The organism is Arthrobacter sp. 10N44_2 (genome assembly GCF_056394385.1).
This window is the reverse complement of record NZ_JBFTHT010000001.1, coordinates 1-20,009: the sequence shown is the minus strand read 5'-3', so window position 1 is coordinate 20,009 and position 20,009 is coordinate 1. Positions and strand designations below refer to the sequence as shown.

Below are 20,009 nucleotides of genomic sequence, written 5' to 3'. Positions count from 1 at the left end.
AAGAGTGATCCCGATGAACTGGACCGCCATCATCATCTGGCTGTTGGCCATCGTCCTGGTGGCTATTCTCGCCAAGATGTCGATCAAGATTGTGCGCCAGTACGAACAGGGCGTCCTGTTCCGCCTGGGCCGGGTGGTCGCGGTACGGATGCCCGGCCTGCGGTTCATCATCCCGGTGGTGGACCGGCTTCAGCTGGTGAGCCTGCGGATCGTGACAATGCCGATCCAGTCACAGGGCATCATCACCCAGGACAACGTCAGCGTCGATATCTCGGCAGTGGCGTACTACCGAGTGATCGACTCCGTGAAGTCCGTCGTGGCGATCGAAGACGTGGCCGCGGCCATCAACCAGATCGCCCAGACCACCCTGCGGAAAGTGGTCGGCCGCCACAGCCTGGACCAGACGCTGTCGGAGACTGAGCGCATCAACAGCGACATTCGGATAATCCTGGACGCGATGACCCTGGAATGGGGTGTCGAAGTGACACTCGTCGAACTCAAGGACATCCAGCTCCCGGAGAGCATGAAGCGGGCGATGGCCCGGCAGGCGGAGGCCGAGCGGGAGAAGCGGGCCAAGATCATTTCGGCCGAAGGAGAGGCGATCGCCGCCGTGGCGCTCGGCGCGGCATCTGACACGATGATGGCCCACCCGGTCGCCCTGCAGTTGCGGAATCTTCAGTCCCTTGTGGAGATCGGGGTGGACAAGAACTCAACCGTCGTCTTCCCGGCGCCCCTGATGAGCACCATCGCCGAACTGGCCGCTTTCCTGGCACGCGAGGACCATGTGGCCAAGACGGCGATGACGGCGACGGCGACGCCAGAGGCACCGACAACGACGCCGGCACCACCGATCAAGGCCGCGTAGCCCCGACCGCCAGACCTAATTATCGCGGAACCCACGGCACGCGCCGCCGGTAGGATCGTATGGTGCTAATTCTGTTGCCGCCCTCCGAGGGCAAGACTCCCGCTGTGCGCGGGGACGCCGCCGACTGGGGCGCCTTGAGCTTTCCCGCCCTCAACAGCTCCCGCGCCAAGGTCCTGGAGGCGCTCGGCACCGTCAGCGCCCACGAGGACGCGCTGGCACTGCTGGGCGTCGGCGCTTCACTGAGCGCCGACGTCGAACGCAATACACGGCTGCACGCGGAACCTGCCGCCCCGGCCCACCAGGTGTATTCCGGGGTGCTCTTTGACGCCCTCGGCTACAACACGCTGACCCCGTCGCAGCGGAGGAAGGCCGACGAATCGGTGCTGGTGGTCTCCGCCCTGTGGGGCGCCATCCGTTTCGCCGACCGCGTGCCCGCCTACCGGCTGTCGATGGGGACTTCGCTGCCCGACGTCGGACGGCTCGCCTCATTCTGGAAGCCGCAACTGAACGACGCCCTGGCGGCGGCCACTACGGGTGAGCTGTTAGTGGATTGCCGGTCCAGCACCTACGCCGCGGCGTGGACTCCCCCGCCGGAACAGACGGTGGCCGTGAACGTCTTCACCGAGACCGCCGGCGTGCGCAAGGTGGTCAGCCACTTTGCCAAGCACACCCGGGGCGAACTGGCACGGCATTTGCTCAGCCGCCGGGGCAAGGCGCCCCAAACCCCGGCGCAGCTGCAGAAGGCGGCGGCGGAGAAGTGGGTTGCGGAACTCGTTGAGGGCACGGCCCGGAAGCCGCACACCCTGAACATCATCCTGCCGGGCTAGGAACCGCTTAGGCCCACTCGGCCGAGCGGACCAGGATGCAGCCGGAGTCCGGGCAGAACACGATGTCGTCCTCGGCCGCGGCCTTAATCTCGGCCAGGTCGCCCGGGCTCAGGTGCATGCCGGAGCCTTCCGAGGTGCCGTGGAAGAGCCGGGCAGCGCCGACGCCACGCTTGGCCAGGGTCTTCTCGTAGACGGCGAGCATGCCGGCGTCGAGTCCGGCGGCGAACTCGGCACGCTGCCCGCGCACCACCGTGGCTTCGGCGGCGATCTCGGCCAGCTGCTCGTCCAGCTCGGCACGGATGGAGCCGAAGGAGCCCTGGATATCGTCCACAATCTGCTGCTGCGCCCCTTGGCGGGCGCGGAGCGAGTCGAGCCGTTCGAGGACTTCAAGCTCCACGTCCTCGAGGTCCGAGCGGCGCTTGTTCAGGGAGACGAGGTCCCGCTGCAGGGCGACGAGGTCCTTGGACAGGCCCGTGCCGCTGTTGAGCCGCGCCTCGTCGCGTTCGATCCGGGAGGCAACCTGCTCGACGTCGGCCTCTGAGCGCTTGAGCTCCAGTTCAGCGTCGTGGACGGCCACCTTCGCGGCACCGAGCTCACCGTTGGCCACGCTGAGGGCGGCCTCCAGGTCCGTGATGCGGGAGTCGCTTTCAAGGCTTCGCCGGCGGTTGGACAAGGACTTGAGCTTGGCATCGAGTCCCTGCAATTCGAGCAACTTCAACTGTTCCGCCGGTGCTGCCTTGGCCACTATTTACCTCCGCTAAATCCAATCCGGCCGAAGCCGGGCACCGTCCCGGCGCTCCTTAGACTCTAGCGCCTAGCGTGCTCCCCGGCCTCGCTACGCTCACCCGGGGCCCCTCGCACGCCAGGCTTAGCCCGGAGTCAGAATGAAGTCCCACGGGTCGCTGTTGGTGGTGCTGACCCGGATCTCGACGTCGTGGCCCTGGTCGGTGAGCACATTGCCCAGCGCTTCGGCGGCCGCAGGCAGCCACAGCCATTCGCTGGCGAAGTGGGAAACGTCGATCAGGTACGGCCGGTCATTGACCGCCGCCTCCCGGGCTTCCGATGCCGGGTGGTGCCGCAGGTCCGCCGTGACGTAGACGTCCGCGTTGCTCGCCCGCACCTCGCCGAAGAGGGAATCGCCGGCGCCGCCGCAGACAGCCACCCGCCGGATCAGCCCGTCCCGGTCCCCCGAGACACGCACGCCGCCGGCCACCGAGGGCAGGATGCCGTACACGCGGGCCGCGAAATCACCCAGCGTCAGGACCTCGTCGAGGTCACCGACGCGGCCGATGCCTTCCTCGGGGAGCCCGTTCGCGGCCGGCGTCAGCGGGGCCACGTTCTGCAGGCCCAGCGCGTCGGCCAGGACGTCGGAAACGCCCCCGACGGCGGAGTCACCGTTGGTGTGCACGGTCAGCAGCGCGGTCCCGGACTCGATGAGGCGGTGCACGGCCTTGCCCTTGGCCGTATTCGCGGCCACGGACGTCACGCCCTTGAGCAGCAGCGGATGGTGCGTGATGAGCAGCTCGGCACCGAAGTCGATCGCTTCCTCGATCACGTCAATTGTCGGATCGACCGCGAACATGACCCGGCGCACCTCGGCGTTCGGGTGGCCGGCCACCAGACCCACCTCATCCCAGTCCTCGGCCAGGGATTCGGGCCAGAGCTCCTCCACCGCCAGCTGGATCAGGCCCAGCGTCGCGGCGCCGGTGTCCTCCCCGGTGCCGGTACCGGCGTCGACGGCGGCAGCAGGGCGGTCGGATTCCGCTGAAACATCGGTGTTCACAGGTTCCATACCCCCATTTTTACCCTATCCGCGGGCGGCCCGGTCACTCGTAACACTCTCGTAAGGTGGGTGGGGAATCATCGGGGCCCTCGAACCATTGAAGAGATCATGAGAACTTTTGTCCTCGGCGGAGGCTGCTTCTGGTGCCTCGACGCCGTCTACCAGAAAACCAAGGGCGTCAGCTCGGTCGTGTCGGGCTACACCGGAGGCCATGACCGCAGCCCCGACTACTACTCTGTGTGTTCCGGGACCACAGGCCACGCCGAGGTGGTGGCAGTGACGTTCGACGAGGACGTCATTCCCGCCGAGGTCATCCTGGACATGTTCTTCGCCCTCCACGACCCCACCACGCTGAACCGGCAGGGCTACGACGTCGGAACCCAGTACCGTTCCTCGATGTTCTACGAGACGACCGAGGAAAAGATCCTGTTCGAGGAGGCGATCGAGCGGAACCAGGCCCTGTGGCGGCACCCGATCGTCACCGAGGTCAGCCGGCTGCCCCAGTTCCATGTGGCCGAGGAAATCCACCAGGACTACTTCGCCAAATACCCGGAGCAGGGCTACTGCCAGGTCATCATTAACCCCAAGCTGGCCAAGGCGAGGAAATATTACTCTGCATGGCTTAATGCTTAGCTAGGGCCTGTAGGCGCTCGTTAGGCTGACCTCAGTCAACCCTCTTCAAAGACAGGCATACATACATGGCACCGATCTATGACGATGTAACCCAGCTGGTAGGCGGAACTCCGCTGGTCCGTCTGAACCGGCTGACCGAAGGCCTTGACGCCACCGTGGCCGTCAAGCTGGAGTTCTACAACCCGGCCAACAGCGTCAAGGACCGGATCGGCGTCGCGATTGTTGACGCCGCCGAGAAGTCCGGTGCACTCAAGCCCGGCGGCACCATCGTCGAAGGCACGTCCGGCAACACCGGAATCGCGCTGGCCATGGTGGGCGCGGCCCGCGGCTACAAGGTCATCCTGACCATGCCGGAAACCATGTCCACCGAGCGCCGGGTCATGCTGCGCGCGTACGGCGCCGAGATTGTCCTGACCCCCGGTTCCGAGGGCATGCGCGGCGCCGTGGAGAAAGCCCAGGAGATCGTGGCCAACACGGAGAACTCCATCTGGGCCCAGCAGTTCGCCAATGAGGCCAACCCGGAGATCCACCGCCGCACGACGGCCGAGGAAGTCTGGGCCGACACCAACGGCAAGGTGGACATCTTCGTCGCCGGCGTCGGCACCGGCGGCACCGTCACCGGCGTCGGACAGGTCCTGAAGGAACGCAAGCCGGAGGTCCAGATCGTGGCCGTCGAGCCGAAGGACTCCGCCATCCTCAACGGCGGCGCCCCGGGCCCGCACAAGATCCAGGGCCTCGGCGCGAACTTCGTCCCCGACATCCTGGACACCAACGTCTATGACGAGGTCATCGACGCCACGCTGGAAGATTCCGTCCGGGTGGCGCGCGAACTCGGCATCAAGGAAGGCATCCTGGGCGGCATCTCCTCCGGCGCCATCGTCTGGGCGGCCCTGGAGCTCGCCAAGCGCCCGGAAAACGCCGGTAAACTCATTGTTGCTGTGGTTTGCGACTTTGGTGAGCGCTACATCTCCACCGTGCTGTACGACGACATCCGCGGCTAAGTCCGCTGACCCACGATTGCCCAGAAAGGTCTTTGTGAGCTTCTTCGCAAGACTGAAGGAAGACCTCGACGCCGCCCGGTCCCACGACCCGGCGGCTCGAGGTTCTTTTGAGAACTTCTTCGCCTATTCCGGCCTGCACGCGATCTGGTTCCACCGCCTGACGCACCGGCTGTGGCAGAACCCGGCGCTGCGGTTCCCAGCGCGGCTGATCTCCCAGCTCGCCCGGTTCCTGACCGGCATCGAGATCCACCCCGGCGCGACGATCGGCCGGCGCTTCTTCATCGACCACGGCATGGGCGTGGTCATCGGCGAGACGGCCGAGATCGGCGAGGACGTCATGATCTACCACGGCGTGACCCTCGGCGGCCGCTCGCTCGCCAAGATCAAACGCCACCCCACCATCGAGGACCGTGTGGTGATCGGCGCGGGCGCCAAGATCCTGGGCCCCATCACCATCGGCCGGGACAGCGCCGTCGGCGCCAACGCCGTGGTGGTCAAGGACGCTCCGGCCGAATCAATCGTCACCGGCGTGCCGGCCACCTGGCGGCACCGCGACGCGCAGCGCGAGACCAAGCCCGCCGTCGACCCGGCCGAGTACCTGATCGAATACCGGATCTAGACCGGGCTCTGGACCGGCTCCCGACCGGCTCCCGACCGGCTCCCGGCTGAACCGGTATCTAGGCAGCCCTACCCGGGAACCTCTTGTAGATGTTCCACAGGACGGCGTCGAACGCCCGGTCCGGCAGCAGGTGGCGCAGCAGCAGGATCCCGCGGGCGCTGGCACCCACCGGGTAGCGGGTCCTGGGCCGCCGGGCGGTCGCTGCGTGCAGGATCGCCTCGGCCACGAGCTCGGGCCGCGACGACGTTGCGGGGTTGTCCGTGGTGCCCAGCGCCGCCGCCACCACCTTGGCCTGGGCCGCATATGGACCGTTTCCGGAGCTGGCCAGCAGCCCCTGCGCCGCAATGGCGCCCCACTCGGACTGCGTCCCGGCCGGCTCGATGACGGCCACATCAATACCGTGCGGCTTGAGCTCGAGCCGCAGCGAATCGCTCAGGCCCTCCACGGCGAACTTGGTCGCGTGGTACCAGGCGCCCAACGGCTCGTACATCTTGCCGCCGATCGATGAGATGTTGATAATCCTGCCCGCACCGGCGGCCCGCATGGCGGGGATCACGAGCTGCGTCATGCGCGCCAGACCGAAGACGTTCACGTCGAACTGCCGCCGGCCCTCAGCCAGCTCGACCTCCTCGAGCGAACCGTACGTCCCGTAGCCGGCGTTGTTGACCAGGACGTCGATCCGGCCGTGCGCGGCCAGCACGTCCCCGACGGCGGCGCTCATCGAGGCCTCATCGGTCACGTCCAGTGCCACCACCTTGACCCCGGATGCCTTCAGCGGCTCCATCAGCTCCACCCGGCGGGCCCCGGCATAGACGGTGAAGCCGGCCGAGGCAAGCTTTTTCGCGGTTTCGAAGCCGATGCCGGTGGAGGCTCCGGTGACAAACGCTACGGGCTGGGGCATGAGTTGAACTCCTTGGGCGCTGAACTCCTGGGGTCGGAGCGGTGCGGAATCACGGACGGCCGGCGCCTCCCAGCGTATCTGGAAAGTACCGGCCGTCGCGTCGGAACGGGGTGGGTCAGTGGGTGTCGACTGCCTCGATCTCGGACTTGTCCTCGCCCCAGAGGGTGTGGAACGTGCCCTCGGCATCGACGCGGCCGTAGGTGTGCGCCCCGAAGAGGTCACGCTGGCCCTGGATGACGGCGGCCGGCAGGCGCTTGCGGCGCAGGCCGTCGTAGTAGGCCAGCGAGGAGGAGAACACCGGCACCGGGATGCCGAGCTGCACCGCGGTGGACACCACCCGGCGCCAGGCCGGGAGGACTTCGGCGATCGCCTTGGTGAACGCCGGGGCGAAGAGCAGGTTGGCCGGCTTCTCCGCGGCGGCGTAGGCCTTGGTGATCTCCTTGAGCAGTTCCGCACGGATGATGCAGCCGCCGCGCCACAGCGAGGCGATTTCATCCAGCTTCAGGTCCCAGCCGTATTCCTTGGCCGCGGAGGTGAGCATGTCCAGTCCCTGGGCGTAGGAGACCAGCTTGGAGGCGTAGAGCGCCTGGCGGACGTCCTCGACGAAGCTCTCGGGGACCTCGACGGCGGCCTCGCCGCCGGCCAGCAGCTCCTGTGCCAGCACGCGCTGCTCGGCCTGGGAGGACAGTGCCCGGGCGAAGACGGACTCGGCGATGCCCGAAGTCGGGGAGCCGAGCTCAAGGGCGGAGATGACCGTCCAGCGGCCGGTGCCCTTCTGGCCGGCGGCATCCACCACGACGTCGACGAACGGCTTGCCGGTCTTCGCATCGACGTGGCCGAGGACCTCGGCGGAGATTTCGATCAGGAAGGAGGCGAGGTCGCCCTTGTTCCACTCTTCGAAGATCTTGGCCTGCTCGGCCGGTTCGATCCCGGCGCCGGAGCGCAGGAGGTCGAAGGCCTCGCCGATGACCTGCATGTCGGCGTATTCGATGCCGTTGTGGACCATCTTGACGAAGTGGCCGGCGCCGTCGGTGCCGATCCAGGCGCAGCAGGGCTGGCCGTCGACGTGCGCGGCGATCTTTTCCAGCAGCGGGCCCAAGGCGTCGTAGGACTCCTTGGAACCGCCCGGCATGATTGAGGGGCCGTTGAGGGCACCCTCCTCGCCACCGGAGACACCGATGCCGACGAAGTGCAGGTCCTTCTTGGCCAGCGCAGCCTCGCGGCGGCGGGTGTCCTCGTAGTGCGAGTTGCCGGCGTCGATGATGATGTCGCCCGCTTCCAGCAGCGGCTCGAGCTGCTCGATCACGGAGTCGACCGGCTTGCCGGCCTTGACCATGATCAGCACGCGGCGCGGCTTCTCCAGCGAATCAACGAGTTCCTGGAGGGTCTCGGTGCGGACGAAGTCGCCCTCATCGCCATACTTGGCTAGCAGGGTGTCTGTCTTTTCCACGGACCGGTTGTGCAGGGCAACGGTGAAGCCGTTCCGGGCCAGGTTGCGTGCGAGGTTGGCCCCCATCACCGCGAGGCCGGTAACACCGATGTGTGCTGACATCAAAAACTCCAATTCATTTTTGTACACGATGATTTCTGTAGACCACGTGTACGGCGATTCGTCTCAGACGTTCATCTAGGACTCGGCAGGTTGCGCCGCGGAGGGCGGAACCCACTCTTGAGGATTGTGGCTGTCCTTAAACCATATGTATTTCCGCGGGCCGCGGGAAAGCCGCGCCCACGGAGCGGAATGCTGCGCGTCATAAACAGTCTATGATCACCGGCGTCCGCCCCTCCGGTCGGCCCGGACCGGGCCCACCGCATTATGCTTACGACTATGTCAACCAGCCTCCACCACCGTGCCATTGAGCACCTCGGGACCCGGATCGTGGCCGGCGAGCTTCCGGCCGGGCACGTCATGCTTGCCGAGCACCTTGAGGACGAACTCAAGGTCTCCCGCTCGGTGGTCCGGGAGGCGGTCCGGGTCCTCCAGTCCCTGGGCCTGGTGGAGACCATCAAACGCGTCGGCATCCGGGTGCTGCCCTCGAACCGGTGGAACCCCTTCGACCCGCTCGTGATCCGCTGGCGGCTGGCCGGCGAAGGCCGCGGCGCCCAGCTGCGCTCCCTGGCCGAACTCCGCACCGCCGTCGAGCCGGTGGCCGCCGAGCTGGCCGCGGCCAACGCCCCCGAGGAGCTCCGCCGCGAACTCGTGGAGATCTCGCACGCCATGCGCGACGCCGGGCAGGCCGGGGACGTGCCCCGGTTCCTCGAGCTGGACATCCTGTTTCATTCCCTGCTGCTGACCGGCTCGGGAAACGAGATGTTCGCCAACATGGTGGGCCAGGTGACCGAGACGCTGACCGGCCGCACCATCCACGGCCTGATGCCGGACCACCCGCGCGAGACGGCGCTGCGCTGGCACGTGGAGGTCGCCGAGGCCATCGCCGCCGGGGATGCCGCCGCCGCCCGCGAGGCCTCGAACCGGATCATGCGCGAGACCATCTCGGAGATGGAGCCGAGCTGGAAGAACCAGCCGCGGGTGTTTGTCCCGGTCGAGCGCCACTAACCCGCCACTGGCCGTCCCGGGCCCGACGGCGGAGCTCCTCACGCAGGGGCCCGCCTGAAGTCCAGCAGCACCTTCCCCGAAACAGCCGCGTTCCTGGCGACCTCGAACGCTTCCAGTCCGCGGTCCAGGCCAAAGGTGTGGGTCACCACGGGGTCCACCCGCAGAGAGCCGTCGGCGAGCGCCGCTATGACCTCATCGATTTCGTCATTGAAGCGGAAGGAGCCCACCAGCTCCAACTCGCGCGTAATGGCCAGGGAGATCAGGACCGGCTGCGGGCCGGATGGCAGCAGCCCCACCATCACCACCCTGCCGCCACGGACCGCGCCGGTGATCGCCGAGGCCAGGCCCTGGTGGCTGCCCGAGGACTCGATGACGACGTCCGCCTCAACCGCGGCGATCGCCCCGGCGTCGTCCCCCTTGAGGACCGCGTCGGCCCCCACGGCACGGGCTATCTCCAGCGGCAGCTTGTGCATGTCCACGGCCACGATCCGGCCGGCGCCGGCACGTTTGAGCACGGCCACGGCCAGGGCACCGATGGGACCGCTGCCGATCACCAGCGCCGTCTTTCCCGCCACGTCGCCGGCGCGCGACACGGCGTGCCAGGCGACGCTGGCCGGTTCCGCCAGTGCCGCGGTCCGCAGGTCCAGCCCCGCCGGCAGCGGCCGGAGCATCCGGGCCGGCAGGTTCACATACCGGCTGAACGCTCCGTCCGCGTGCGGAAACCGTGCGGCGCTGCCCAGATACGTGCAGCCCGGCGACAGATTCGGACGCTCCGCCGGGTACCGGGCGCCGCCCGGGCCCGGCGTTGCGGGATGCACCGCGACGGCCGTGCCGGGCCCCGGCCCGGAGCCGTCAGCGGCGGCGCGGATCACGGTCCCTACAATCTCGTGGCCCAGGACCATGGGAGCCTTGAGGACGGATTCGCCCGCGGCGCCGTGCAGCCAGTAGTGCAGGTCGGAGCCGCAGATGCCGCCGAAGGCCACGTCGATGACGGCTTCACCGGGGGCCGGCGCGGGCACGGGGATGTCCTCGATCCGCAGGTCGCCCGCGGCGTGGGCCACCACCGCCGCGGCCGTGGCCGGAAGTGCTGCCACGCCGCCCATCAGACCACCACCGTCATTCCGCCGTCGATGAAGATGGTCTGGCCGTTGACGAAGTCGGACCCGTCGGAGGCCAGCCACACTGCGGGTCCGGCCAGGTCCTGCACGGTCCCCCAGCGGTGCGCGGGGGTCCGGCCCAGGATCCAGGCGTTGAACTGCTCATCGTCGACGAGGTTTTGGGTCATCTCGGTGTGGATGTAGCCCGGCGCGATCCCGTTGATCTGCAGGCCCGAGGCGGCCCATTCCGCGGTCATGGCCCGGGTCAGGTTCCGCAGGCCGCCCTTCGCCGCGATGTAGGGCGCGATGGTGGGCCGGGCGAGGTCGGTCTGGACCGAGCAGATGTTGATGATCTTGCCCCGGCCCCGAGGGATCATGTGCCGGGCCGCTTCCCGCCCCACCAGGAACGCGCTGGTCAGGTCCGTGGAGATCACCCGTTCCCAGTCGGCCACGTCGAGCTCGAGCATCGGCACCCGGTGCTGGATGCCGGCGTTGTTGACCAGGATGTCCAGCGGGCCGACGTTCTCCTCCACCCAGGCGATGCCCCGGGCGGCCCCGGTGTCGCTGGTGACGTCGAAGGCGCAGCTGTGCACCCGGCCCGGCGCGTAGTCCGCGGCCATCGCGGCCTCGGCGGCCTTGAGCCGCTCGGGGTTGATGCCGTTGAGCACCACGGTGGCGCCGGCGTCGGCCAGGGCCCGGGCCAGGGCGTTGCCGATCCCCCGGCTCGAACCGGTCACCAGGGCCACACGCCCGGTCAGGTCAAAAAGTCCACTCATGGTTCACTGATCCTCATTTGGTCTTTGCTGCTGTGTTGGCTGTTGGCTTATCGCTGGGGTTGTCACGTGCATTGTCGCTGAGATTGGCGATGGTTTGCCGCACGACGGCGAGGTCCCGGTCCCCCAGCCCCTGGCGCAGCAGGGCAGCGTAGAGCTCGGCGCCGGCGGCCGCCATCGGCACTGCGGCACCCGCGGCCGCGGCGCTCTCGAGCACGAAGGAGAGGTCCTTGTGCATGAACTTGGCGGGCCCGGTGGGCTCGTAGTCCCTGGCGGCGAGCCGTGGCCCCACGATGTCCAGGACCCGGCTGCCCGCCAGTCCGCCCGCGAGCACCTCGTAAAGGGCGGGCACCTCCATGCCGGAGCGTTCGGCGAGCTCCGCGGCCTCGGCGAGCGCCGCCGTCGTGGTTCCCACGATCAGCTGGTTGCACGCCTTGGCGAGCGACCCCGATCCCAGCGGTCCCAGCCGCCGCACGGTGCTGCCCATCGCGCCAAAGAGCGGCAGGAGCCGGCGGAAGTCGCTGTCGCTGGCGCCCGCCATGATGGCAAGGGTGCCGTCCGCCGCGCCCTTGGTGCCGCCGCTGACCGGCGCATCGACGACGACGGCGTTGCCCCCGCTCGCCTCCGCGACCCGTGCCCCGAAGTCCCGCACGCCGGACGGCGACACGCTGCTCATCACCACGACGGCGGTTCCGGGCGCGGGCGGGCTGGCGGTCCAGCCGGCCAGGAGCGCGGCACTCGCCTCCTCAATGTCGGACAGATCCGGCAGCATGAAGACAATGACTGGCTGGTCTCGAAGCGCCTCGACCCTGGCCACACGCGAGCCGCCCAGGGTCTCGAAGGCGTCCAGCGCCGCCGGCGAACGGTTCCAGGCCGTGACGGTCCATCCTGCCGCGAGGAGGTTGGCGGCCATCGGCGCGCCCATCAGGCCGAGGCCGACGAACCCGGCCTCCCTGCGGTCCATCTCCATAGCGTTGCCCTCACTTCGTCGTGGTTAATCTTGGAATTCTGTTCAGCATCCTAGCCTCCATTCAGTATGATGAACACTATGACGACCAAAACCACCGTCGCGATCGCCGTCCCGCTCGAAGCAGAGCTGGTGGACCGCATCCGCGCCGCAGATCCGTCCGTGACCGTCCTCTACGACCCCGAGCTCTTGCCGCCGGAACGTTTTCCCGCCGACCATGCGGGTGACCCGGACTTCCGCCGGACGCCGGAGCAGGAAGAGCGCTACTGGGACATGCTCAACAAGGCCCAGGTCCTGTACGGGCTCCCCAACGAAAGCCCGGCAGGCCTCGCCCGGATCGCCGGCAGCAATCCCCGGCTTGAGTGGATCCATGCCATGGCGGCCGGCGCCGGCGGTGCCGTAAAGGCATCGGGGCTGGACGCCGCGACGCTGCAGAAGTTCAGGGTCACCACCTCGGCCGGGGTGCACGCCCTGCCGCTCGCCGAGTTCGCCGCCCTGGGCATCCTCAACGGCTTCAAGCGCAGCGCCGAGCTGGCCCAGGACCAGGCGGCCAAGCTCTGGCCCGAGCTCCGCACCCCCACCCGCCTGGTCAACGGCTCCCGCCTGGTGGTCACCGGGCTCGGCGAGATCGGGCTCGAGACCGCACGGATCGCCCGCGCCCTGGGCATGAGCGTCAGCGGGACCAAGCGGACCGTGGAGGCCATCGACGGGATCGAGACGGTCACGGACAACGACGGCCTCGCCGGCCTGCTGGGCACCGCAGACGCCGTCGTCAATACCCTGCCCGGCACGCCGTACACCGAGAAGCTCTTCAGCCGCGACGTCTTCGCCGCCATGAAGCCCGGAACAGTCTTCGTCAACGTGGGCCGCGGCACCGTGGTCGATGAAGAGGCGCTTCTGGAGGCCCTGGGCAACGGCCAGGTCTCCTATGCCTGCCTCGATGTCTTCGCCGTGGAGCCACTGCCGCAGGACAGCCCGCTGTGGAACCACCCCAGGGTGATGGTGTCCCCGCACACCTCGGCGCTCAGCGCCGCCGAAAACCGGCTGATCACCGAACGCTTCTGCAGCAACCTGCGGACCTACCTCGACGGCGGCGAACTCCCCCACCTGGTGGACACGGTGCACTTCTACTGAGTCCACTCTTCCGCACTGCACCAGCGCCGCAGCGCACACAGGGCGGCCCACCGGAAACGGTTGGGCCGCCCTTTGCGTTGGGCGAGGAAGGTTCTGCCCAGCGACGCCGGACCGTGCCTGCGCCGCGGGATCCGCCCGGCGACGCGCATAGTGCGCGTCGCCGGGCGCTTTCCGTGGCGCAGAAACGGCCGTGGCCCCTTCCTGGGTGGAAGGGGCCACGGCCTGTGCGGCGCGGACGGAGGGTCTGGAGCCCGGATTCCGCCTAGCGCGCATCCTCCGTCAGGAGAAGGTCGCGTCCCACCGTCTCGGGCGTGAAGAAGGTGGTGACGAACGAGATCAGCGCCAGGACCAGCGAGTAGATGGCGAGCACCAGCCAGGAATGGTCCGTGGCGGCCAGCAGCGCGGCGCCGACCAGCGGGACCAGGCCGCCGGCCAGGACGGCGGAGAGCTCCCGGCTCATGGCCACGCCGGTGAAACGGTACTGCGAGCCGAAGAGTTCAGGCAGCAGCGGGCACTGCGGGCCGAGCATGGACTGAACGCCGAGGGCGATGCCGACCACCATGACAATCCAGACCAGCGTGACATTGCCCAGCGTCACCAGGTAGAACGCCGGCAGCGCGATGAGCGCCTGAAACAGCGCGCCGTAGCGGTAGACGGGCACCCGGCCGAACCTGTCGGACAGCGCACCGAAGGTGATCACCATGACGGCCGCGAAGCCCGCGGCGATGAGCAGGCCGACCGGACCGATGAACTTGTCGCCGGGAAAAACGCCGTCCTTGGCCGCCAGGAACGCGATGAGCAGCGCGGAGTAGATCGAGGAATTGCCGTTTTCGCCCATCCGCAGGCCGATGCCGATCAGCACGTTCTTCTTCGAGTGCTTCCACAGCTGGCCGATGGGGTTCTTGACCACGCTCTTGTGCTTTTCCAGTTCCTGGAAGACGGGCGTTTCCTTCAGACGGAGCCGAATGAAGATGGCCACCACAACCAGGAGCACGCTGGCCAGGAAGGGCACCCGCCACAGCCAGCCCTCCAGGACGGCCTTGTCTGCCATGGCAATGAGCGCAAACGTTCCGGCGCCGAGCAGGGTCCCCAGCTGGATGCCGACGAACGGGAGCGACGCGAAGAAGCCACGACGGCGGCGCGGCGCGACTTCGGAAATGAGCGTGGTGGCGCCCGCCTGTTCAGCGCCGGCACCCAGTCCCTGCAGGATGCGCAGCGTCACCAGAAGAACGGCGCCGAGCATGCCGGCCTGTTCGTACGTCGGCAGCAGGCCGATGGCGAAGCTGGCGGTCCCCATCAGGCCGATGGTGAGGATCAGGACCATCTTGCGGCCGAACCGGTCGCCGATGTAGCCGAAGACCATCCCGCCGAAGGGCCGGGCCGCGAAGCCCACACCGTACGTGGCGAAGGATGCAATCAGGGCCCCGTCCTCGCCGAGCGGCTTGAAAAACAGCGGGCCGAAGATCAGGGCGGAGGCCAGCCCGTAGATGTAGAAGTCGTAGTACTCCAGCGCGGAGCCCACAGAGCTGGCAAGCGTTGCCCGTCGCAGCTGTTCCGGATCGACGACGGCGCCGTCCGCTTCAGCGAGCGGTGTATTAGTACTAGTTGTCACAAGCACTCCCTCAAGAACACTCCAGACCCCCGTTGGTCTGGTGGGTGTGAGCAACCCCAAGGAGTCGATCACTATGCTGAACAGCGTACAGCATAGTGATCGGCTAGCCAATGAATAATCAGATTATTCCGGGGCGTCCCGAAACGCCCAGCGGCGCGGGCCCCTAGCCCATGGGATTGCCGAGGGACCGGGCGAGGTCCTGGAGTTCCTTCACCATCAGGGCGCCCTGCTCCTGCGAGTAAGTCGCCTTCAGCGCGGTGACCGACAGGCCTAGGCTGGGCCCGTGTGCGCCCCGGGTCGGGACGGCGACGGCCAGGCACACGACTCCGGTGGTGGATTCCTCGTCCTCGAACGCATACCCCTGCTCCCGGATGAGCGTGAGCTGCGCCTTGAGCTCGGCACCCGTGCGCAGCGACTTCGGCGTCAGGACCGGAAGAGTGGCGTCGTCGGGAAACATCTCGTCGACGTCGTGGTCATGCAGCCGCGCGATCAGGGCCTTGCCCACGGCACAGAGGGACACGGGCATCTTGTCGCCAATATTGGACGTCAGGCGCACCGCCGGGTGCCCTTCGTAGCGGGCCAGGTAGATGACATTTGTTCCGTCCAGCATGGCGATCCGGACCGTCTCTCCCGAGAGCGTCGGGGCCTGTTCACAGAAGCGGTAGAACTCCTGGACCTCGTCGAGGCGGCTGAGGTAGGCAGCGCCGAGCTCAACCAACTTCCGGCCGAGGGTGAACTCCGCGCCCTGGCGGCTGATCAGCCTCGCCTCCTCGAGCGCGAGCAGGAGGTTGGAGGTGGAGGACTTCGGGATTCCCAGTTCCCGGGACAGATCACTGAGCGTGAGGCGTCCGGTCGCGGATGCCGCCAGGGCTTCCAGCACGGCGGCGGCACGGGTGACAGCCGGCGCGGGTGACGCGCTCCCCAATCCGTCGGAGGGTCGGGAAACTCGGGAATCGGCCATGATTCTCCTTCAGGTATCGCGCGCAAGTCGCCGCGCCACTCGTTCGAATGCCGTCCAGTCAGCTGAACACTAACCATCATAATGTCTGGCGCCCTGAACCGGGACCGGCAGGGCCCGCGCATCCATTGCTCCCCGTCGGCGGGCCTCGTCGGGGACCGCCGGCCCCTTAGGCGGCAGACACCACGGGATTCGTCAGCTCGCCGATGCCGGCAATGTGGCACGTGACGGTGTCGCCGGGGACGATCGGCGCACACTCGGCGGGGAATCCCGTCAGCACCAGGTCACCCGGGTGAAGGGTCATGAAGGATGTGAGATAGGCGAGGATTTCCTCGACCTTCCAGCCAAGGTCGGCGGAGCTGGCTGCCTGGAGTTCCTGACCGTTGTGTTTGATGCCGATCGCCAGGTCGTCACCGTTCAGGTCCGTGACGATCCAGGGCCCCACGGGCGTGAAGGTGTCCTGGCTCTTGGCGCTGATCCACAGCTGATCGGATTCCTGCAGGTTCCTGGCGGAGACGTCATTTCCTATGGTGTAGCCCAGGACCGCGCCCATGGCGTTGCCGGGCGTCAGTCCGCGGGCGCTGCTCCCGATCACGAGGGTCAGTTCGGCCTCCGGCTCGACGCGTCCCACGCCTGGCCGGAGTTCAACCGCGTCCCCTGGGCCGACCACGCTGGTGGAAGCCTTGTGGAAGGCCTGCGGCGGAAGCCCGCGACCGGCGGCACCGGTATTGTGCGCCATGCCCAGGACGTTGGCCGGGACACAGGGCGCGAGGAACGTGAACGACGCTTCCTCCACTGTCGCGCCGACCTCCCAACCACTGCGTGGCAGGCTGCCGGCATTGGCGGCAGAACCCGGGAACGGAGAGGGTGTCACCGTCCACACCCTGCCCGCCGCACTGCCAAAATCCGCTGCGTCGTTGGCGACGAAGAAGTTTTCGTCCCCGGCAGCCGGGGAAAGCGGGCGGACTCTGGCGATTCGGCGGGCACTCGTGGCGGTCATGAAAACATCCTAGGCGGCGGACTCCCGGGGGCCGCGATTAGGCCATCGACTGGCGTAATTCTGGCGCGCAGAAACACCGCCGGTGTTTCACATTTCCAAGCGTTCACGGTATATTCATTACAAGCCTTCCACCGCGGCATCCCCCAATAGTCGCGGTGGAAGGCTTTTCCAATGCCCGGGTGATACCAGGGTCCGGGATCCCCTTTTTAGCGGGCCGGGCCGGGCGATTGTTGCCCGCGCAGGCAGCCTACGCGGCGTCCGCAACGGCCCCCCGCAGCCGCCAGCCCCCACCGAGGCCATCCCGGATCAGTTCCATGGTGGTCAGGGCAGATCCGCGGTTGCGGCCGAGCCTCGCCTGGACCTGCCAGACCTCAACATCCACGCGGCTCAGGCCCTTGGGCATCCGGCGCTCGGCCTCCCACCAGCTGACCCGCTCGAACCAACGCACGGGCTCGGCGCCGATCAACCATTCCCTGCCCCCGCGGACCACGGCCAAGGGCCGCCCGTCCGGGCCTGTTTTCACCATCACGTGCTCCATGCCCGTCACAGTAAGGCGGAGCCCTGACATTTTTCGGGGCGGGGCAGCATCCACCTGCCGAGATGCACAAAACCCCGCCCTTGCGGACCATGTGGTCCGGAATGACGGGGTTTTCTGTGGTGGGTCCTACCGGGATCGAACCGATGACATCCACGGTGTAAACGTGGCGCTCTACCAGCTGAGCTAAAGACCCAAACCGCGGTTTCCGCGCCTCAGCGCTTCAACCAACGAACAGCTACTGTACCGGATGTCACCGGCCAAGCGCCAATCGGCCCGGCCGTCGCTACAGGGGCGGCAGCTCGGCGGCGAGCCAGGTCAAGGCCCCGCTGACGCCTGCCTCCAGCTTGATGGTGGCGAGGCCGTCCCCACGGGTCGGTCCCCTGTTGATGATGACCACGGCTTTGCCCTGCTTCGCCGCGTGGCGGACAAAACGCAGGCCGCTCATCACGGTCAGCGACGAGCCGGCCACCAGGAGCGCCCGGGCGGCGTCGACCATGGCGTACGAGCGCTCCACCCGGTCCTTGGGCACGTTTTCCCCGAAGTACACGAAGTCCGGTTTCAGGGTGCCGCCGCAGGCCGGACAGCGGGCGACGATGAACGATCCAATCAGTTCGGCGTCCTCGACGGCGGCATCGGCGTCCGGTGCCATTTCAACCACCCCGGCCGCCTGCGCCCGTTCCAGGAACCCGGGGTTGAGTTCTTCCAGGACACCGGCCAGCATCCGGCGGCTGAACCGCCGGTGGCAGTCCAGGCACACCACCTGGTCGAACCGGCCGTGCAGGTCCACGACGTTGACGCTGCCGGCGTCCTCGTGGAGCCGGTCCACGTTTTGGGTGATGAGGCCGGTGAGAAGCCCCCGCTGCTCCAGCCGGGCTACAGCGGCATGGCCATCGTTCGGATCCGCCCTGCGCAGATGTGACCAGCCGATGTGGTTGCGGGCCCAGTAGCGCTGCCGGTTTCCCGGCTCGCCGATGAATTCCTGGTAGGTCATGGGGGTCCGCGGTGCGGCGCCGGGCCCACGGTAGTCCGGGATGCCTGAATCCGTACTCAGGCCGGCACCCGTCAGCACGGCGAACTGCTCCCCGGACAGGAGGCCATGGATGTCCTGCAGGGCCTCCAACTCGGTGCGCTGGAGTTCCGCGGCGCTCCCGGCGGCCGTGACCGGCGGGAGGCTGGCAAACCCGGTCATGCCGATTCCTGGCCGCCGCTGCCTCACCGGATCAGCTCCCGCCGAGTCCCGCGAGGGCCGCCCGGTATTCGGCGAAGTCCCGGGCCTGGCCGCGCGGATTCACCACGACGTAGCGGACGATTCCCGCCGCGTCGATGATGAAGGTGCCGCGCAGCGCCATGCCACTGTCAGGGTCGAACACACCGTAAGCCGAGGCCACGGCCCCGTGCGGCCAGAAGTCGGCCAGCAGATCGAAGCCGTAGCCTTCCTTTTCGGCATAGGCACGCTGGGCGAATTTGCTGTCCACCGAGACTGCCAGCACGGCGGCGTCGGCATCCTCGAACAGTGCCAGGTTGTCCCGGATTTCGCACAGTTCCCCGGTGCAGATCCCGGAGAAGGCAAACGGGTAGAAGACTATGGCGACGTTGCGGCCGCGGAAGTCTGAGAGGCGCACCGGTTCGCCGAATTGATTGGCGAGCTCGAAATCCGGCGCGGCATCGCCGACGCCGGGAACGGCACCGGGAACGGGGCTCACGGCGGAGCCCGGCCCGGAGGCCTCGTGCTGGACCGCTTGGGTCACTTGTTCTTCCGCGTGACCAACCGGGTGGCGCTCCAGTCCTTCGAGACGCCGGCGGAGGTGGTGTAGTGGAGCCCTGCGGTGGGCGCGGCGTCCTGGATGTCCGCGGGCGAGACGTAGCCGTCCCGGCCGGACTTGGGAGTCAGGACCCAGACAACGCCGCCCTCGGTGAGAGTGGTCAGCGAATCGACCAGCGTGTCCACAAGGTCTCCGTCACCTGCCCGCCACCAGAGAATGGCGGCATCGACCACCTCGTGATCGTCCTCATCGAGAAGCTCAGAGCCCGTGAGATCTTCGATATCGTCCCGCAAGTCGAAGTCGACATCGTCGTCATAACCGAATTCCTGAATCAGGTCCCCGTCTTTGAAACCCAGTTTCTCCGCCACATTTACCGAAGTGGCGGCGTCGGCCTCGCTCACGTGTTGCTCCTATGCTTTTTGAATTGCTTCATGTTTTCAATGGCACTAGTGATTTCCATTACTCCAAGCCAACACCCTTTGGGCTCTCGCTTCAAGCTGTTGGTACCGCGATCCGCCATATTCTGCGTCACACAGGACGATCCGGAGGCTGCCGGGCAGCGCTTCGTCACACAACCAGTATGCCCGTGAAATACGGCGGCGGGTCCATAGGGCGGCTACGCATCCATCAGCCCGCACGGCTAGAGTGGCTGATGACGACTACGCCTGCGCGGGCAACCGCCCGGCTAATACAGGCAGGCGTACCGTGATTGGACCTTGCCCGGCGCATACGACCGGGCTGATGTAACCGATATGTCGCACACGTCGCGTTCACGCCAGGCAGTCACCCTGCCCGGAGCTGAGGGTGCCGATAGATGCGCTCAAAGAGAGGTTGGACGTGGCTGCAGGAGAAGATACCTCCCATATCCTCAGCGGGTTGACAAACCAGCTGCCTGATCGTGATCCGGAAGAGACCGCCGAATGGCTGGAGTCCCTGGATACCCTGATTCAGGAACAAGGCACCGAACGTGCCCAGTACATT

The 20,009-nt window shown here is 67.4% G+C and carries 21 protein-coding genes and 1 tRNA gene; 7 read left to right on the top strand and 15 right to left on the bottom strand.

Annotated features, from left to right (window positions below):
- Positions 1–13: 13 nt before the first annotated feature.
- Positions 14–865, top strand: a complete 852-nt coding sequence (locus tag AC1DBX_RS00110; RefSeq protein WP_223917477.1) for a slipin family protein — start codon at positions 14–16, stop codon at positions 863–865.
- 62 nt (positions 866–927) lie between these two features.
- A complete protein-coding gene (locus tag AC1DBX_RS00105) occupies positions 928–1,692 on the top strand; it encodes a YaaA family protein (RefSeq protein ID WP_476931039.1) in 765 nt (254 codons plus the stop codon).
- Positions 1,693–1,699: 7 nt separating this feature from the next.
- On the opposite strand, the gene AC1DBX_RS00100 is transcribed toward AC1DBX_RS00105, so the two are convergent.
- Together AC1DBX_RS00100 and AC1DBX_RS00095 are read right to left on the bottom strand one after the other, a co-directional pair.
- Positions 1,700–2,437 carry a zinc ribbon domain-containing protein gene (locus AC1DBX_RS00100; RefSeq protein ID WP_090578614.1) on the bottom strand — a complete coding sequence of 246 codons (738 nt, stop codon included), beginning with the start codon at positions 2,435–2,437 and terminating at the stop codon, positions 1,700–1,702.
- Between the two features lie 123 nt (positions 2,438–2,560).
- Complete coding sequence (locus AC1DBX_RS00095) at positions 2,561–3,484, bottom strand: Nif3-like dinuclear metal center hexameric protein (RefSeq protein ID WP_476848985.1); 924 nt, start codon at positions 3,482–3,484, stop codon at positions 2,561–2,563.
- Positions 3,485–3,583: 99 nt separating this feature from the next.
- Between AC1DBX_RS00095 and msrA the strand changes: the two genes are divergently transcribed.
- From msrA to epsC, 3 genes are all read left to right on the top strand, one after another.
- Positions 3,584–4,108, top strand: a complete 525-nt coding sequence (gene msrA / locus AC1DBX_RS00090; RefSeq protein ID WP_476848984.1) for a peptide-methionine (S)-S-oxide reductase MsrA — start codon at positions 3,584–3,586, stop codon at positions 4,106–4,108.
- A gap of 65 nt (positions 4,109–4,173) precedes the next feature.
- Complete coding sequence (gene cysK / locus AC1DBX_RS00085; protein ID WP_459385078.1) at positions 4,174–5,109, top strand: cysteine synthase A; 936 nt, start codon at positions 4,174–4,176, stop codon at positions 5,107–5,109.
- A 34-nt stretch (positions 5,110–5,143) separates the two neighbouring features.
- Positions 5,144–5,728, top strand: a complete 585-nt coding sequence (epsC, locus tag AC1DBX_RS00080; RefSeq protein WP_018773413.1) for a serine O-acetyltransferase EpsC — start codon at positions 5,144–5,146, stop codon at positions 5,726–5,728.
- 58 nt (positions 5,729–5,786) lie between these two features.
- On the opposite strand, the gene AC1DBX_RS00075 is transcribed toward epsC, so the two are convergent.
- Positions 5,787–6,629, bottom strand: coding sequence for an oxidoreductase (locus tag AC1DBX_RS00075; RefSeq protein WP_476858297.1), 843 nt, complete (start codon positions 6,627–6,629; stop codon positions 5,787–5,789).
- Between the two features lie 115 nt (positions 6,630–6,744).
- Positions 6,745–8,181: an NADP-dependent phosphogluconate dehydrogenase gene (gene gndA / locus AC1DBX_RS00070; RefSeq protein WP_018773415.1), complete on the bottom strand. Its 1,437-nt coding sequence runs from the start codon at positions 8,179–8,181 to the stop codon at positions 6,745–6,747.
- A gap of 276 nt (positions 8,182–8,457) precedes the next feature.
- On the opposite strand from gndA, the gene AC1DBX_RS00065 reads away from it, so the two are divergent.
- Positions 8,458–9,186, top strand: coding sequence for a FadR/GntR family transcriptional regulator (locus AC1DBX_RS00065; RefSeq protein ID WP_028277812.1), 729 nt, complete (start codon positions 8,458–8,460; stop codon positions 9,184–9,186).
- 38 nt (positions 9,187–9,224) lie between these two features.
- Here the strand turns inward: AC1DBX_RS00065 and AC1DBX_RS00060 are convergent, their stop codons facing one another.
- Genes AC1DBX_RS00060 through AC1DBX_RS00050 form a run of 3 tightly spaced genes read right to left on the bottom strand, consistent with a single transcriptional unit; the run spans position 9,225 to position 12,020 of the window.
- Complete coding sequence (locus AC1DBX_RS00060; protein ID WP_476856939.1) at positions 9,225–10,289, bottom strand: L-idonate 5-dehydrogenase; 1,065 nt, start codon at positions 10,287–10,289, stop codon at positions 9,225–9,227.
- Entirely contained in the window at positions 10,289–11,059 is a 771-nt protein-coding gene (locus AC1DBX_RS00055) for an SDR family oxidoreductase (RefSeq protein ID WP_079554757.1), read from the bottom strand. Before AC1DBX_RS00055 ends, AC1DBX_RS00060 begins: the two co-directional genes overlap by 1 nt.
- Before the next feature lie 13 nt (positions 11,060–11,072).
- Positions 11,073–12,020 (bottom strand): NAD(P)-dependent oxidoreductase, encoded by a 948-nt coding sequence (locus tag AC1DBX_RS00050; RefSeq protein ID WP_476930779.1) that lies wholly within the window; start codon positions 12,018–12,020, stop codon positions 11,073–11,075.
- A 72-nt stretch (positions 12,021–12,092) separates the two neighbouring features.
- On the opposite strand from AC1DBX_RS00050, the gene AC1DBX_RS00045 reads away from it, so the two are divergent.
- Positions 12,093–13,157 carry a D-2-hydroxyacid dehydrogenase gene (locus AC1DBX_RS00045; RefSeq protein WP_476930778.1) on the top strand — a complete coding sequence of 355 codons (1,065 nt, stop codon included), beginning with the start codon at positions 12,093–12,095 and terminating at the stop codon, positions 13,155–13,157.
- A gap of 262 nt (positions 13,158–13,419) precedes the next feature.
- Here AC1DBX_RS00045 and AC1DBX_RS00040 read toward each other — a convergent pair whose 3' ends face one another.
- From AC1DBX_RS00040 to AC1DBX_RS00005, 8 genes are all read right to left on the bottom strand, one after another.
- Complete coding sequence (locus AC1DBX_RS00040; protein WP_476886657.1) at positions 13,420–14,679, bottom strand: MFS transporter; 1,260 nt, start codon at positions 14,677–14,679, stop codon at positions 13,420–13,422.
- Between the two features lie 253 nt (positions 14,680–14,932).
- Positions 14,933–15,730 carry an IclR family transcriptional regulator gene (locus AC1DBX_RS00035; protein WP_476856943.1) on the bottom strand — a complete coding sequence of 266 codons (798 nt, stop codon included), beginning with the start codon at positions 15,728–15,730 and terminating at the stop codon, positions 14,933–14,935.
- 166 nt (positions 15,731–15,896) lie between these two features.
- Positions 15,897–16,727, bottom strand: coding sequence for a fumarylacetoacetate hydrolase family protein (locus AC1DBX_RS00030; protein ID WP_476930777.1), 831 nt, complete (start codon positions 16,725–16,727; stop codon positions 15,897–15,899).
- 247 nt (positions 16,728–16,974) lie between these two features.
- On the bottom strand, positions 16,975–17,253 hold the full coding sequence (locus AC1DBX_RS00025; RefSeq protein WP_018773424.1) for a hypothetical protein: 279 nt from the start codon (positions 17,251–17,253) through the stop codon (positions 16,975–16,977).
- Positions 17,254–17,382: 129 nt separating this feature from the next.
- Positions 17,383–17,458, bottom strand: a tRNA-Val gene (locus tag AC1DBX_RS00020).
- A gap of 90 nt (positions 17,459–17,548) precedes the next feature.
- Complete coding sequence (locus AC1DBX_RS00015; protein ID WP_476848976.1) at positions 17,549–18,481, bottom strand: NAD-dependent protein deacetylase; 933 nt, start codon at positions 18,479–18,481, stop codon at positions 17,549–17,551.
- Between the two features lie 4 nt (positions 18,482–18,485).
- Positions 18,486–18,968, bottom strand: coding sequence for a peroxiredoxin (locus tag AC1DBX_RS00010; protein WP_476849018.1), 483 nt, complete (start codon positions 18,966–18,968; stop codon positions 18,486–18,488).
- 41 nt (positions 18,969–19,009) lie between these two features.
- Positions 19,010–19,429, bottom strand: a complete 420-nt coding sequence (locus AC1DBX_RS00005; RefSeq protein WP_018773429.1) for a DUF3052 domain-containing protein — start codon at positions 19,427–19,429, stop codon at positions 19,010–19,012.
- Positions 19,430–20,009: the final 580 nt, after the last annotated feature.